This window comes from Domibacillus enclensis, assembly GCF_900156125.1.
Lineage (GTDB): Bacteria > Bacillota > Bacilli > Bacillales > Domibacillaceae > Domibacillus > Domibacillus enclensis.
Genome location: NZ_FTLX01000007.1, coordinates 154,231 through 168,594 on the forward strand (window position 1 = coordinate 154,231; position 14,364 = coordinate 168,594).

The 14,364-nt window shown below is 47.2% G+C and carries 15 protein-coding genes; 4 read left to right on the forward strand and 11 right to left on the reverse strand.

Annotated elements, in window-relative coordinates:
- Window positions 1-720: 720 nt before the first annotated feature.
- From BW952_RS14710 to BW952_RS14725, 4 genes are all read right to left on the reverse strand, one after another.
- Window positions 721-1,752, reverse strand: a complete 1,032-nt coding sequence (locus tag BW952_RS14710) for an NADH:flavin oxidoreductase/NADH oxidase (RefSeq protein ID WP_045849458.1) — start codon at window positions 1,750-1,752, stop codon at window positions 721-723.
- A gap of 125 nt (window positions 1,753-1,877) precedes the next feature.
- Window positions 1,878-2,318 (reverse strand): MarR family winged helix-turn-helix transcriptional regulator, encoded by a 441-nt coding sequence (locus BW952_RS14715; protein WP_045849459.1) that lies wholly within the window; start codon window positions 2,316-2,318, stop codon window positions 1,878-1,880.
- 72 nt (window positions 2,319-2,390) lie between these two features.
- Window positions 2,391-3,017, reverse strand: coding sequence for a FusB/FusC family EF-G-binding protein (locus tag BW952_RS14720; protein ID WP_231581264.1), 627 nt, complete (start codon window positions 3,015-3,017; stop codon window positions 2,391-2,393).
- Between the two features lie 103 nt (window positions 3,018-3,120).
- Window positions 3,121-4,467, reverse strand: a complete 1,347-nt coding sequence (locus BW952_RS14725; RefSeq protein WP_045849461.1) for a GntT/GntP/DsdX family permease — start codon at window positions 4,465-4,467, stop codon at window positions 3,121-3,123.
- Window positions 4,468-4,618: 151 nt separating this feature from the next.
- On the opposite strand from BW952_RS14725, the gene BW952_RS14730 reads away from it, so the two are divergent.
- The gene (locus tag BW952_RS14730) at window positions 4,619-5,452 is read left to right on the forward strand and encodes a MurR/RpiR family transcriptional regulator (protein WP_231581266.1); all 834 of its coding nucleotides are present in this window, start codon (window positions 4,619-4,621) and stop codon (window positions 5,450-5,452) included.
- A 104-nt stretch (window positions 5,453-5,556) separates the two neighbouring features.
- On the opposite strand, the gene BW952_RS14735 is transcribed toward BW952_RS14730, so the two are convergent.
- From BW952_RS14735 to ypfJ, 3 genes are all read right to left on the reverse strand, one after another.
- On the reverse strand, window positions 5,557-5,829 hold the full coding sequence (locus BW952_RS14735) for a CD3324 family protein (RefSeq protein ID WP_045849463.1): 273 nt from the start codon (window positions 5,827-5,829) through the stop codon (window positions 5,557-5,559).
- A 246-nt stretch (window positions 5,830-6,075) separates the two neighbouring features.
- Entirely contained in the window at window positions 6,076-6,393 is a 318-nt protein-coding gene (locus BW952_RS14740) for a thioredoxin family protein (protein WP_045849464.1), read from the reverse strand.
- Window positions 6,394-6,449: 56 nt separating this feature from the next.
- A complete protein-coding gene (ypfJ, locus tag BW952_RS14745; protein ID WP_045849465.1) occupies window positions 6,450-7,283 on the reverse strand; it encodes a KPN_02809 family neutral zinc metallopeptidase in 834 nt (277 codons plus the stop codon).
- Between the two features lie 214 nt (window positions 7,284-7,497).
- Here ypfJ and BW952_RS14750 point away from each other — a divergent pair, with 214 nt between their 5' ends.
- Complete coding sequence (locus BW952_RS14750) at window positions 7,498-8,079, forward strand: LOG family protein (protein ID WP_045849466.1); 582 nt, start codon at window positions 7,498-7,500, stop codon at window positions 8,077-8,079.
- A gap of 55 nt (window positions 8,080-8,134) precedes the next feature.
- Here the strand turns inward: BW952_RS14750 and BW952_RS14755 are convergent, their stop codons facing one another.
- The gene (locus BW952_RS14755; RefSeq protein WP_052698353.1) at window positions 8,135-9,913 is read right to left on the reverse strand and encodes an ATP-binding protein; all 1,779 of its coding nucleotides are present in this window, start codon (window positions 9,911-9,913) and stop codon (window positions 8,135-8,137) included.
- A 174-nt stretch (window positions 9,914-10,087) separates the two neighbouring features.
- On the opposite strand from BW952_RS14755, the gene BW952_RS14760 reads away from it, so the two are divergent.
- Window positions 10,088-11,155, forward strand: coding sequence for an S-layer homology domain-containing protein (locus BW952_RS14760; RefSeq protein ID WP_052698354.1), 1,068 nt, complete (start codon window positions 10,088-10,090; stop codon window positions 11,153-11,155).
- 10 nt (window positions 11,156-11,165) lie between these two features.
- Here the strand turns inward: BW952_RS14760 and BW952_RS14765 are convergent, their stop codons facing one another.
- From BW952_RS14765 to BW952_RS14775, 3 genes are read right to left on the reverse strand one after another with little or no spacing between them, the layout of a single operon-like run.
- Window positions 11,166-12,083, reverse strand: a complete 918-nt coding sequence (locus tag BW952_RS14765) for a LysR family transcriptional regulator (RefSeq protein ID WP_045849467.1) — start codon at window positions 12,081-12,083, stop codon at window positions 11,166-11,168.
- The gene (locus BW952_RS14770) at window positions 12,080-12,736 is read right to left on the reverse strand and encodes a pentapeptide repeat-containing protein (protein WP_169714110.1); all 657 of its coding nucleotides are present in this window, start codon (window positions 12,734-12,736) and stop codon (window positions 12,080-12,082) included. The genes BW952_RS14765 and BW952_RS14770 overlap by 4 nt, the downstream gene beginning before the upstream one ends.
- A complete protein-coding gene (locus BW952_RS14775; protein WP_045849469.1) occupies window positions 12,733-13,344 on the reverse strand; it encodes a TetR/AcrR family transcriptional regulator in 612 nt (203 codons plus the stop codon). The genes BW952_RS14770 and BW952_RS14775 overlap by 4 nt, the downstream gene beginning before the upstream one ends.
- A gap of 225 nt (window positions 13,345-13,569) precedes the next feature.
- Between BW952_RS14775 and BW952_RS14780 the strand changes: the two genes are divergently transcribed.
- Window positions 13,570-14,352: an SDR family oxidoreductase gene (locus tag BW952_RS14780; RefSeq protein WP_045849470.1), complete on the forward strand. Its 783-nt coding sequence runs from the start codon at window positions 13,570-13,572 to the stop codon at window positions 14,350-14,352.
- Window positions 14,353-14,364 lie beyond the last annotated feature (12 nt).

The following is a 14,364-nucleotide window of genomic DNA, read 5'->3' on the forward strand; positions in this document are numbered from 1 at the left end:
CAGTGAGGGCAGCCGGTGAATCCGAACGACCCAGTAGCTGAAAGTCTTGAATGTTCTTTTTTCTGGAAAAGCACAAGCAGGGGCTCCGGGCTGCCGGCTTCGCTTTCCTACTGGGCGAACGCTGAACCAGCCCAAAAAACGTGGCTGTTTTACCCTGTCCGCTCGTCCAGTGGGAGCATTCGCCGGCCTCCCTCCGCCCGTTGTCCTTCTAATGAAACAAGGAGGAGAAAGATGCTTGAAAACGACTGTTTTCAGCGGTTAACGAGTAGCTGTATGAGCAGAAGCTTCTCTTTTTTCTTATGAAATGGAAGGACAGATCCGTTTGTTTTTTTCCCGTTCATGACGCTCTTGTTTGGGTTTTATCAACTGCTTTCGCTCCCCACTTAGGGCGGCTGGCGCAGGACGTAGACTCGGGAGGGATCAGCGGGGCAGGTGAGATCCACTTTTGGAGCGGAGCGACAAAAGTTAGCTCACCGCCCGCCCCTCCGAACGCGAAGTCCTGCAGAAGCCGCCCGGACTGTGTTCGCGCAAGTGCGGTCGCGAAAGGGCTCATCACCTTAAAAATCAAAAAAAGAAAGCCGAACGCATGCGATATTTTCGCACGATCATTCGGCTTTCTCTACTATTCAAAACCTTTTGTCCCAAGCTTTTTAAAAATAGTGACCGCCACAAAGGGGGGTCACATCTTTTTAAGTTAAGCCTATACAGATAGCAAGAGCATCAGTTTTTAGGGAACCCCATGACATACTGCTTTGGTACGTCCGCTTCTTTCTGGAGCTGAACACCGGCTTCAAGCGCCCAATACGGATTTCTCAGCATGCCGCGTCCTACGGCAGCCAATTCAGCGTCCTCATTACCGATCACAGCGTTGGCCAAAATCGGATCGTCCAGGCGGCCCACTGCAATAACCGGCACCTCGACCGCTTCCTTGATCTGGCGTGCAAGCGGCACTTGATAGCCCGCATGTGTGCCAGGGCGCCCCGCTGCTGCAATTTGTCCCTCACCGCCGGCGCTAATGTGGAACATATCTACTCCTGCTTCCTTGTATTCCTTCGCGAAGGCAATGCTCTCATCAATGCCATAGCCGCCTTCTACGTACTCTTGAGCTGAAATCCGCATAATAAGCGGCATGTCTGCTGGCATTTCCGCTTTGGCTGCTTGAATAACTTCCTTGCCGAATTTTGTTAATTCCTGTCCATATTCATCTGTCCGCTTGTTTGTCAGCGGTGAATGAAACTGGTGGATCAAGTAGCCGTGGGCACCGTGAAGCTCAATCGTGTCAAATCCGGCCTCCACTGCCCGGCGGACAGCGGCTCCGAATTTCTGGACCATTTCCTTTACTTCATCGGTTGACAGCGCTCTTGGTGTCTTATACTTCTCATCAAACGCAATCGCTGACGGCGCCACAGGCATTTCTGCATCCTCCGCTTTACGGCCGGCGTGCGCAATTTGAATGCCGATCTTTGCTCCGCGCTTGTGCACAGCCTCGACAATTTTTTTCAGCGCCGGCACTTGCTCGTCTGACCATAAGCCAAGGCAGAAATCGGTGATGCGCCCCTCAGGCTCCACGTTGGTCATTTCCACAATAACAAGACCCGTCCCGCCAATGGCGCGGCTTTCATAATGAACAGCGTGCCAGTCGTTTGCGACGCCGTCCTTTGCTTCCACTGAATACTGGCACATCGGCGGCATAACAACCCGGTTCTTTAATCCAAGACCTTTAATAGAATATGGCGAAAATAAATGATTCATGTTAATTCATCTCCTTGTTTATATGTATGCACATGCATATAAATTATCATTTACACTTTTCACTGTCAAAAATAATCGCTTTTCCACACAAAAAAGCTTTCCCCGGTTGGAAAGCTTTTTAAACATTATGGTTTTTTCAACTGCTTGACCGCCCGGTCCAGCGCCTTTTCGGTAGCGGAATCGGAAAAAGCGGTGTCCAGTGCCTGACAAAATGTTTTGAGCACCTGTTCAAGCTTTGCTTCTCCCTCATCTGTAAGCGAGGCATAAATGGCGCGGCGATCCTCCACACAGCTATGTCTTCTGACAACTCGGCAATTTTTTTCTTCCAGACGGTTCACCAGCCGGGAAAGGGCACTCTGACTTAAACCGACCATTTCCTGCAATTGAAACAGCTTTAATTTCTTTTCCGGCGCTTCTGACAAAAACAGCAGCACATAGCATTCATTCAACGAAAGCTGATGCTGTTCCTGCAGTGCCCGTTCAAGGTCTCTCGTAACAGCTGCCTGAATAGCAGTCAGTCCGAGCCACCCCTTTAAAAGCGGCGCATTCTGTTCGTTTTCTTCCACACGATCACCTATTTCCGAGCAACGATTTTCTTCCATTATACTATGTTTCAGAAGGAAAACGAACCGCAAGTCCTATTGTGTCAGTCGCGCCATCCACTCAATCAATTTTTCCCGTGATTGAATATTTTCATTGCATACAAGACTGCTTTTACAAATATAGTTTCCCCTTTTCACAGAAGTGCCTTGTACTGTTTTTTTGGATTCGGACATAAACAAGGCGATATCCTCGTGTCCATTACAAATGCTGCAGATACCTTTAATGCCTTCGTTTTTCATTAACCCGCGCACTCCTGCCAGCCTGCCGTCTTTTTCAAAGACAATATACGTTTTATTGGCCCCTGCGTCATGCCAGCGTACATATGATGTTTCTTTAAAATCTACTTCTTCAAGAGGCGGCACCTCCAGCTTTTTCACCTTAGGGAAGGCTTTTTTCAATGCCTGCTCGGTCAAGTCCGGAAATGGGATCACGTATGCCTTGAGCGATGCCGCAAACGCATCCGCACCTTCTCGGTCTTTTACCGCATTGATCGGTTCGAGCAATAATTTTTGCTCACTCGTCAGCTGTTCAAATAACCCGACTGCTTTTTCTTGTGCAAGAGACGTCAACGCTTCTAATACAGATGCATCATTCACTGAGCCATACGCACTGGCTAACAGTTTTGCCTGATGTTTCAGAAAATGATATTGGTCACTTTTCATAAAAGGGTCCATCTTGATCACTCCATTCTCATCCACTTTAAAAGAAAGCCCCGCCTCCGTAAATACCAAAAACGATTTAGAATTGAAAATGACCTATTGATGATCAAAGGAAAACGAAGCTGAGAATAAGCACTACGGCAAAGGCAGTCAGCGAATTTGCGATCTCCAGCACGGTCCACGTTTTCAGTGTGTCTTTTACATCAAGACCAAGATACCGGTTGACGAGCCAGAACCCGGAATCATTGACGTGTGACGCCATAATTCCGCCTGCCGAGATGGAGATGACGAGAAGGGCAAGCGCGGGCCCAGACAGTGCCATCGGTTCAATAATCGATGCCATAAAACCGGCAGACGTAGCCATAGCGACGGTTGCAGACCCTTGCAGCACTCGAATGGAAGCGGACAACACATAACCGAGAACGAGCGGCGGGACGGCAGACGAGGAAAGCAGCTCGCCGAGAACAAGGTTCAAGTCGGAATCAACAAGCACTTGCTTAAAAACGCCGCCCGCTCCCGTCACAAGCATAATCATGCCAGTCGGCTGTATAGCTCTCCCCGCGATCGTCCTCACATCCTGTCTGGAGTAGCCGCGCCGAATGCCAAGAAAGTAAAACACAAGCAGCACCGCCATAATCATCGCCGTAAACGGATGACCTGCAAAAGCGAAAAAAGTTCGCAGCACGTTGCCTTCAGCTAAAAAAGCCGCTGTCGTTGTATTCATCAGCATCAATAAAAGCGGAACCGCAATAATGAAAACAAGCAGACCAAACCCCGGCAGCTCCTCCTCCTCTTCCGATCGGTCCGGAATCGCCATATAGTCCGGAACCGATACATGGATTTTCCCTGCCATATATGAGCCGAACAGCGGACCCGACACGATCATAGCCGGAATCCCGGCAGCCAGCCCAAACAAAATGACCCAGCCAAGATCCGCTCCGATCAAATGCGCCACGGCAATAGGTCCCGGCGTGGGCGGAATCAGGCTGTGGGCGGCAGAAAGTCCGGCAAACAGCGGCAACGCATAAAAAAGCAGTGACCGGCCACTTTTTTTCGCCAGCCGGTACACAATCGGAATAAGCAAAATAAACCCAACATCAAAAAAGACCGGAATGCCGACAACAAAGCCTGTAAATGCAAGTGCCCAGGACACTCGTTTTTCACCAAAGGTTCGAATTAGCGTTCGGGACAGCCGTTCTGCCCCGCCCGATGCGTCAAGCATCTGGCCGAACATGGCGCCAAGCCCAACAATGACTGCCACAAAGCCAAGCGTCTCGCCCATTCCTTTTTGCATCGAAAACAAAATGGAATCAAGCGGCATCCCCGTTGCCACCCCAACAAATAAACTGACAAGGAACAAAGCGACAAAAGCATGAAGCTTCAATGTCATAATTAAAAATAAAAGAAGCGTGATCGCCGCAGCTACCGCGGATATTAAATAAAATTCGGACATCATTGCGCCTCCGATTGCTTCAACACCTATAGTCTGTTCTTTCATTATACGGAAAATTATTTCTCCTGCAATCGGTTACAAGAAAAAATTTTCTTTTCTCGTCGATTTCAGTATAATGGAGAAAAGAGCGATTTTCATGGAGGTGAACCACGTGGAGCCACAGCAGTGCCTGACACGAATCCAATCCTTTTATCCGGAATTTAACGATACCGAGAAAAAAATAGCGGATTATATTTTAACAGCACCCGAAAAGATTATGAACCAGACCATTACACAAGTAGCCGAAGATGTTGGTGTCGCATCATCAACGATTTTCCGTTTTTGCCAGCGAATGGGCTTTACGGGCTATCAGAAGCTGAAGATCGCCCTTGCGTCTGAAATCGCTTCGCCCCTCCGCGATATGGTGCAGGAAAAAATTCAGGAGCAGGACAATGAGCGGGCGGTCACGGAAAAGATTTTCAATACGAGCATCCGGACGTTCCAGGACACCATTCAAACGATGGATTTTTCACTTATTAAAAAAGCGGTCAATGCCATGATGGCAGCGGAAAAAGTCGAGTTTTATGGAACGGGCAATTCAGGCATTGTCGCCCTTGATGCCCACCATAAATTTATTGGATCTGGATTATCTACTAATGCGTATACAGATCCCTATTTGCAGCGCAGAGCAGCCTCACAGCTGTCCGAAGACGATATTGCTTTTATTATTATCGGATCGGATGCACCAGACGAAGCACTGGCCGTCTTTGAAGCGGCCAAAGCAGCCGGCGCAAAAACGATTGTCATGACGAACATGATGCGGTCGCCGATGAATAAAAAAGCCGATATCATGCTGCGCACCATCTCCAGCGGCATCGAGTCACGCACAGACGATATGTATTCTCGCATCGTTCAAATGAGCCTGATTGACGCCCTGTACACGAATGTGATGAAAGCCCGCAAGCCAGCAGGGACACTTGGTAAATTAAAACGGCTGTTTGATTAATAAGAGTATGCAATGAAGATCAACAAAGAAAGCCGAATGGATGCGATGTTTCGCATGATCCGCTCGGCTTTCTCTTCTATTTAAACCCTTTTGTCCCAATTCCCTTATGACAAAGATTTCTTATACACAATTTTTTTAATCGTTTCCACAGATAACCTATACGTATCGGCCAATTCATCAATCGGGCATCCATGCTGAAAAGCGGCCTTTATTCGCCGGTTTCGCTCATCCAGCTCTTGTCGGCCTCCAGATTGTGTTCCCCATTTTTTTCGTTTGTCTTTCGTTTTGGGAATATACAGCATTTCCCCCTGGACATACTTTTGAATTTCTTTCAGCAGATCCTCTGGTAAAACAGCTCCTGCTTTTACGTAATTCATTTCCGGCCACTCCTTATCATTTTTTTCAATGTAAGGGCAAAGCCGGTTTCGGAATGATTCAGGCGATGAAAAAATTCACCCCATGCAAAGAATCGCCTTTTCCGAACCAGGCTTTGCATGGGCCGCTTGAATCTGCGACGAACATTTCACATTCACCATCATCCACCTCCAAACATGTTTCGTTGCCTTCCATTATACAACAAAAAAGCAGCTGTCCTGTAAGACAGCCGCTTTTTCATTTAAGCCTCAAGCAGACAGGCTATTTAAGAAGGCTTCAATCTCTTCCTGTGTTTTCCGGTCTTTGCTGACAAAGCGGCCGGCTTCTTCCCCTTCATGAAATGCCACAAAGCTAGGAATACCGAATACACTTAATTCTCCGCATAAATCAATAAACTGATCACGGTCTACATAAATAAACTGATATTCCGGATAATCGGCTTCAATGCCCGGCAGAATCGGTTCGATGACCCGGCAGTCCGGGCACCAGTCTGCTGAAAACATAAAAACGACCCGCTCTTCTTTTTTCAATTGCTCAAATTGCTCCATTGACTGTAACTTTTCCATTTTATTCCCTCCAGCTGTTTTCTGTACAGCTCATTATACAATTACATCACAGACCCTTACAAATCGCGTGCATTAAACGTGTCGCCGTTTTTCAAGTTGCCCGCTTGAAAACCACGGTAAAACCAGTTTTTCCGCTGTTCGGACGTTCCGTGCGTAAAGCTGTCAGGAACAGCATAGCCCTGCGCCCGTTTTTGGATGGTGTCATCTCCTACTGCACTGGCCGCCGTCAGCGCTTCTTCCAGGTCACCTTCTTCCAGCACACCCATTCCCTGTGCATGATGTGCCCACACACCGGCATAATAATCTGCTTGCAGCTCCAGCTTAACGGAATACTCATTGTACTCTTCCTCACTGACACGGTTCCGCATCGCATGCACCTTTTGAGATGTGCCGAGAAGCGTTTGTACGTGGTGGCCGACTTCATGCGCGACCACATACGCCATCGCAAAGTCGCCCGGCGCCTGGAACTGGTTTTGCAGCTCCTGATAAAAGCTTAAATCAATATAAAGGCGCTGATCGCCCGGGCAGTAAAACGGTCCAACAGCGGATGTTGCCGTCCCGCAGGCGGAATCGACACTTCCTGAAAACAGGACCAGCACCGGCTTCTCGTAGACCATTCCTTCTTCTTCAAACACTTCTGTCCAGACATCCTCTGTATCGGCCAGGACAACCGACACAAACTGAGCAAGCTCCCTGTCCTGTTCAGTTTCCTGATAAGGCTCCGTCGTTCCCGTACCAAGCAGCTGGGAAGGGTCGCCGCCCATCAGCGTAAAAATCAAGACAAAAATAAGACCGATGCCGCCAATGCCGCCGCCCAAAACCGCTTTTCCACCGCCCATGCCTCGGCGGTCTTCCACATTTGAGCTGCCTCTTCTTCCCTGCCATTTCATATGTGTTCCTCCTCAAGCCAATTCCTTTTTGTAGTAGTGTTATACCCACAGGAGTGAACCGTTAGACGAACAGACAGAAAATTTAATGGGTGTAAACTAAAAAAAGCTCCTTGCCGTATGAAGATTCTGTTAAGATCACCCCTTTTCCGTTCTTTTTCTAACGGAAAAACCGTATACTTTAAAAAAAGACAAAGAAGAAATGAGGGAGTTGGAGATGAAGCGTATAGCGGTTTTTTGCGGCTCAGCAAGCGGGGCTTCAGCAGCATATACAGAAGGCGCTTCTCTGCTGGGCAAAACACTGGCTGCACAAGGTATTGGGCTTGTGTACGGCGGTTCCAGTGCAGGATTGATGGGTGCTGTCGCTCAAGCCGTTTTACAGGAAGGCGGTGAAGCGATTGGCGTTATTCCAACGGTTCTTCAGGAAAAGGAGATTGCGCACACCAATCTGACGGAACTGTACATTGTTGATTCTATGCACGAGCGCAAAGCCAAGATGGCGGAGCTTGCGGATGCTTTTATCGTGATGCCTGGCGGCGCCGGCACGATGGAGGAGTTTTTTGAAGTGTTTACATGGGCTCAAATCGGTCTTCATCAAAAGCCGATTGGCTTGCTCAATATCGCCCACTATTTTGATCCGCTCGTTTCCTTTTTCGATCATATGACGGATGAGCGCTTTTTGCAGGAGCAATACCGGACGATGCTTCTCGTTGAAGAGTCCCCCGAGCAGCTGCTTGCATCGTTTCATTCTCATACACCGCCGGCTGTTAAAACATATGAAAAAGAACCCACGATTTAGTGTCAGCAACGAGAAAAAGCCGAACGCTTCAAGTGCATGCGTTCGGCTTTCTTGGTTACCGGGAAACCTCGTGAACAGGCAAACAAATCGTGACGGTTGTTCCTGTTCCTTCCTTGCTTTTGAACAATATTTCGCCGCCATGCTCTTTGATAATGCGGAAGCTGATCATGAGGCCAAGCCCCGTTCCTCTCGTCTTGCTTGTATAAAAAGGCTCTCCCAGCCGGGAAACACGCTCCTCGGACATGCCGACTCCCTGATCTGAAATGGATACAGCCACTTTTCCATCCGTTACGTTTTCTTGAACGAGGATCGTCGCATTTTCGCCCGAAGCTTCTACTGCATTTTTTAAAATGTTAATAAACACCTGCTTCAGCTGATTGGCATTTCCTTCAAGCTTAATTTCCTCATTAAAAGAGACATGCTCGATTGAAATGCTTTTCATCATAGCCTGCATCGTCAAAAGCCCAATGACATCCTTGACTAAATCTGTCAGTGCAATCGTGTCCTTTACCGCTATTTCCGGCTTGGCGAGGACAAGCAGCTCACTCGCCACAAAATGAATCCGGTCCAGCTCATCCAGCATAATCGTCGTATACTTCGGATCAATCTGGTACTCCTGGTCGATCAACTGGACAAAGCCTTTTAAGGAAGTGAGCGGATTTCGAATTTCATGGGCCACTCCGGCTGCCAGCTGTCCGACGATATTCATTTTTTCCGTCCGGCGAATGTACTCTTCTTTTTGCTCCAGTTCCGTTATATCATTCGCCACACAGAGAAGTTCTTTATGACCCTCCGCAAAAAAGATCGGCTTTTTCGCCATTTGAACCGTACGCTCTCCGTCTGCGGTCGCAAACGGCCGCTTTTCCTGCATCAGCTGTTCATTTTTCTCAAGCAGCGACAAGTCTTCCTGAATCATCTGCGGTGCCTGCGCCTGCGTCCAGGAAAAGTCCTTCTCGCTTTTGCCTGTCATCTCCTCAGGCGTTGTTTGATAAGCAGCTGCCAGCGCGGTATTCACCATTGAAAAACGGCCGTTTTGATCCTTTGCATAAATGTAATTCGGATTCGAATCAATGACCTTTCTTAAAAACAATTGCTGAACAAACAATTGGCCATTTCCTTCTTTGATCATGTCGTAATTCATTTTAATATACGCGTAAAAAATGCCCATCACTAAAATGATTAAAGCAAAGATTGCTTGAAACAGCGGGCTTTCCGGCGATAGATTCACGATACCAAACACATAGGCACATAACAGGGCCGTAAAAAAGGTCATTAAAAACGTTTTGCGATGCTTATCAACAACGGAAAAAGTTAAATAGATCGCCAGCATATTGATCGCGAAAATAAGCAGGACATTCAACGAAAAGGTCCAGCCAAGCGCCCCCGCCATCGGGTAATAAAAGACTTCATTAAACGGCTCAATAGAATGAAGCTCAAATTCCGCTATACCATACGAGGTCCAGTTAATGGCATAGACACCAATGCTCCACATTAACAGGGTGAGAAAAGCAGGCTTGTTAATTATTTTTTTCAATCTGCGTTTTTTCTGATCAGAAAGTTTTAATGCTTCAAAAAATAAAAGCTGATAAATCATATAAAATAAAAGCGGCGCAAACATGACGGTGCCCGCTCGAAAAAAGCGGAACAGCTGCTCAATAACCGGCTGCTCCAGCCACCCCTCGCCATATAAAACCGCAATGCTCATCTGCCACATACTAATCGCTAAATAAAAAACACCAAGCGGATACGTGAATCGCTGATGCGGCATCCGAAATAAAATGAAAACTGCTGTCAAAGGAATCAGCGAAAAGAACACCATTAAGACAAAAGCCATATCCTCACCTGCACAACTTCTTTTTCTTCTCATCGTACAGGAAAGATGCCCTCGTTTCGAATGTTTTATCAAAAAAATACAAAAAACTCCCGAGTATCCGTTTTCATTTGGAAGTATAGGGAATATCAAAAGGAAATGATGCCCTATTTGTAAATATTAAAGGAGGCGTTTAGTTTGAGGAACGTATCTTTGTTTTCAGCTGTTTTTCTCCTGTTTTTCAGCGGATTTTCCCTGACCGCCAGCGCCGATGGCTTTGACGACCTGCAGGAATCGGACCGTTTTTATGAGGAAATGATGTTTTTAGAAGAGAACGAGGTGATCTCGGGTTATCCCGATCAAACCTTTCGTCCGGCAGAACCTGTCACGAGAGCAGCGGCCGCCATTATGATCGGCAAAGCTCTGCAGCTTGACGGTGAGCAGCGTGATACGTCTTTTTCAGATGTCAGCAGCAGCCAGCAGGCAAGCGGCTACATCGCTTCAGCTGTCGATGAAGGCATTATAAGCGGGTACCCGAATGGCACTTATAAGCCGTATGAAACGGTCACACGAGGTCAAATGGCGATCTTTTTATCGAAGGCCTTTAAACTGACAGACGAAGCAGCGGTTCCGTTTTCCGATATTTCACCGAACATGGCGGCGTATACGTTTATTCAGCGCATAACAGCAGAGAATATTGCAGCCGGCTATCCTGACGGAACGTACCGCCCGAATGACGCTGTGACACGCGCTCAATTTTCCGCTTTTTTAGCCCGGGCGCTGGATGACCGGTTTAAGGTTGAGCAGCCGAGCTATGCGATGGATCAAAGCAAGGTGTACCGCTACAGCGCTGATGAAGTGGGCACGATTTCGTATTCTTTTTCTGAAACCGAACCGAACGGATGGAACGTATGGAACACGTATGAAGGCGGCGTGAGGGCAGAAGATCCGATGGTCGAGCGTGAAGACAGCGAAGGCTATTACTTCAGCTATTTAACAGAGGAAGGACCTGTTTCTATCGTCCAGCTGTTGAAATACCCCGCTGTTGTCGGTCAAAGCTGGTCGATCAACCCGGATGGAACTGGAAAATTGACGATCACGTCGACTACTGAAACCGTCACAACACCGGCAGGTACGTTTCATCATGTGGTGGAAGTCACAGGTGAAGGCGGCGTAAAGGTTTATTATGCACCGAACATAGGGCGCATTCAATCAAGCATTAACGGTGCGGTCATGCTCGAACTGACGGAACTGGATACACCGTGACCTGCCTTTCTCATTCATGAGCCAAATGACCGTCTATAATGGATTGAAGCTCCTTTAAATACAGCTGGGCTACCCGGCTCAGCTGTATTTTTTCATGGGCAATCCAGCCGACGGTCATCGTTTCTTCTGCCTGCAGCGGCACCGGCACGATATCGGTTCCATTTAAATCCTCGCTTAAAATGCCGGTTGAGATGGTGTAGCCATTTAATCCGATCAACAAATTAAACAGTGTCGCCCGGTCACTCACCTGAATGCTTTTTTGATGCGGCAGTGTGCTGAAGAGTTCTTCCGCGTAATAAAACGAATTAAATTCTCCCTGTTCAAAGGAAAGGCGCGGGTATGCTTCCAGCTCTTCAAGCGTCACAGATGATTGCTTTGCGAGCGGGTTTTGTACGCTGACAAATACGTGCGGCTTCGCTTCAAACAGCGCTTCAAACAAAAGCCCATGATCTTTTAACAGCTGGCTGATGACTTTTTCGTTAAAGGAACTTACATACAAGATGCCAATCTCACTGCGTAAATTTTTTACATCCTCAATAATTTCATACGTTCGTGTTTCCCGAAGTGTAAACTGGTATTCATCCGCCCCATGCTTTTTAATCGTGTCCACAAAGGCGTTCACTGCAAACGCATAATGCTGGGTTGAGACCGAAAACAGCTGGCGTGCCGGCTTTGCGTTCAAGTAGCGCCCCTCGAGCAGCTCTGCCTGCTCGACCACCTGTCGGGCGTACCCTAAAAACTCAGCGCCGTCCGTTGATAACGTAATGCCTCTGGACGTGCGGACGAAAATGGCAATGCCAAGCTCGGCCTCCAGTTCTTTCACTGCTTTGGACAAACTCGGCTGCGACAAAAACAGCCGCTTAGCCGCTTCATTAATCGATCCGCAATGCACAATTTCAATGACATACTTTAACTGCTGCAATGTCATGATTGCCCCTGCTCCTTTACATTCAAGCCCATCAGCTTCGCAAAGCCGATGGCCTGCTCCGGAGATACTACACAGCCCTCCAAGCTTTCTAGCTCCACATGAAGCTGATCAAATGTACATGTACGAATGTCGATTCCTTTTAACGACATTTGCTTGAATTGAACATCGTCCAGATCACTTTTTTCGAAGAACACGTGCTGGAACGCGCTGCCCCAAAAATTAGCTCCCTTTAGCGACGATTCACGAAAAGCAGTATGTTTAAGCTGGGCATCAACAAAGTCACTAAGCGGCGCCACACACTGCTCGAATGTAACGTGACTCAAATGTGCCTCGGAAAAATCGGCCCCCGTCAGCTTGCAATCCTTAAAGGCCACCCGGTGAAAAATACCTTTATGAAAGAGGACGTTGGACAAATCACAGTTTTCAAACACAACATCCATTAAGTCGGCGCGCTCGAGCCGTGCATGCGTAAATGAACTGTTTTTGACGACTACTTTTGAACAAATGATCTTTTCTATTTCTATGTCCGATGCCTGAGCGCCTGTTACCGTGCAGGCTGACAGCTCCGGCTCGTCTTCGTCGTAAATCGCCCGGAAATCGACACTGTCGAGATCCCGGGGAAGCTTGGGTGCGTCAATCTTTGCTTTCTTCACCATTCGTTCTCCTTCTTTCTATCACTTTTTTTGACGACGAACCCTTTTGCCATCGTCTGCAAAATGTTAATCAACTCTTTTGACAGCATTTCAGGCGTCAAGTCATACCCATTTTTAATCCATTCTACAATCAGCCCTGACGTCCCATGCGCCATATAGCGTTTATGGGCAGGCGTATTCATCGTTGGCATATCTGACACAAACTCAAATTGCTCGTCCAAAATTTGATAAATCGCATTCGGCAGGTCATGATGCATATTAGGAATCGTATCCGCTTTTAACAGCAGGTTAAAATAATTTTTATTCTGTTCAATAAAGTAAATTAATTCAAAGGAATGAGGGCCCATGCTGCTGACTTGTATTTGATCCCCTTCTTGATACTTGTCCATACTCGTCTTTTTAATGGCTTCAACCATTTCATTTTGCAGCTCTTCTGTTATATGCTGCTTATCTATGTAGTAGTGGTAAAAGGTCGTCCGATTATAAAGTGCTCTCTTAACAATATCTGTTACTGTCACATGACTGTAGCCTTTTTCTTCAATTAATTCAATAAATGCCGTCTTTAAGTGAGACTTTGTCCGTACTATTCGTCTGCTCTGGTTTTCCATCCTCACCTGTCCCCCCATATCTCCAACACTTTTCACCAAAGTGTTGGAATACTCCACATATCGCTCTTTATTACTGATTGATCACTAAAAAAAGAAGCCTTACACTAATATTGTAAACGAATTCATAAACTGGCTGTATCATGAAGGATTGCTTCTACTCACCTATTTTATTATAAGTTGATAAGAGCGAGAATTCATGCGCCAGCTTCATAAGGAGTGGATATAATGGGACGTTTCGAGTCAAAAGTTGTATTAATTACTGGTGCAGGCTCTGGCCTTGGACGAGCTGCTGCGCTGCAAGTAGCAAAAGAAGGCGCTGCTCTGTCACTTGTAGATATCAACGCTGGTGCTCTGGAAGATACAAAAGAAGAAGTTCTAGCAGCGGCACCGGAAACGGATATCTTATTGTTGGAAGCAAACGTAGCAGATGAATCTGCCGTTGAGCGTTACGTATCGGAAACTGTCGGCAAATTTGGCAAAATCGACAGCTTCTTTAACAACGCTGGCATTGAAGGAAAGCAAAACTTAACAGAAGACTTTACGGTGGATGAGTTTAATAAAGTCGTCACCATCAATTTGAACGGTGTATTTTATGGAATGAAGCATGTTCTTAAAGTCATGAAGAATCAGGGCTTCGGCTCGATCGTCAACACCGCTTCCGTCGGCGGCATTCGTGGTGTGGGCAATCAGTCAGGCTACGCAGCAAGCAAACATGGTGTCGTCGGATTAACCCGTAATTCAGGCGTTGAATACGGTCAGTTTGGTGTCAGTGTAAAAGCGATCGCTCCAGGTGCAATCATGACACCTATGGTTGAGGGCTCTCTTCGTCAAATCGGCGGCGATAATTGGCAAGAGGTTGGAAAAGAATTTGTGAGCGTGAATCCGATGAAGCGCTTCGGGAAGCCTGAGGAAGTCGGCTACCTCGTTGCATTTCTCCTATCAACTCAGGCGGACTTCATCAATGCTGCAGTCGTACCGATCGACGGCGGACAATCCTATAAGTATTAACGCAACAAAGCG

Bases quoted from the DNA above. Each gene is read 5' to 3' on its own strand.
- BW952_RS14750 (WP_045849466.1), top strand. From the start codon at position 7,498: ATGAAGCGTATAGCGGTTTTTTGCGGCTCAGCAAGCGGGGCTTCAGCA.
- BW952_RS14765 (WP_045849467.1), bottom strand. From the start codon at position 12,083: ATGACATTGCAGCAGTTAAAGTATGTCATTGAAATTGTGCATTGCGGA.
- BW952_RS14740 (WP_045849464.1), bottom strand. From the start codon at position 6,393: ATGGAAAAGTTACAGTCAATGGAGCAATTTGAGCAATTGAAAAAAGAA.
- BW952_RS14720 (WP_231581264.1), bottom strand. From the start codon at position 3,017: ATGAAAAGTGACCAATATCATTTTCTGAAACATCAGGCAAAACTGTTA.
- BW952_RS14780 (WP_045849470.1), top strand. From the start codon at position 13,570: ATGGGACGTTTCGAGTCAAAAGTTGTATTAATTACTGGTGCAGGCTCT.
- ypfJ (WP_045849465.1), bottom strand. From the start codon at position 7,283: ATGAAATGGCAGGGAAGAAGAGGCAGCTCAAATGTGGAAGACCGCCGA.
- BW952_RS14755 (WP_052698353.1), bottom strand. From the start codon at position 9,913: ATGGCTTTTGTCTTAATGGTGTTCTTTTCGCTGATTCCTTTGACAGCA.
- BW952_RS14775 (WP_045849469.1), bottom strand. From the start codon at position 13,344: ATGGAAAACCAGAGCAGACGAATAGTACGGACAAAGTCTCACTTAAAG.
- BW952_RS14710 (WP_045849458.1), bottom strand. From the start codon at position 1,752: ATGAATCATTTATTTTCGCCATATTCTATTAAAGGTCTTGGATTAAAG.
- BW952_RS14735 (WP_045849463.1), bottom strand. From the start codon at position 5,829: ATGAATTACGTAAAAGCAGGAGCTGTTTTACCAGAGGATCTGCTGAAA.
- BW952_RS14725 (WP_045849461.1), bottom strand. From the start codon at position 4,467: ATGTCCGAATTTTATTTAATATCCGCGGTAGCTGCGGCGATCACGCTT.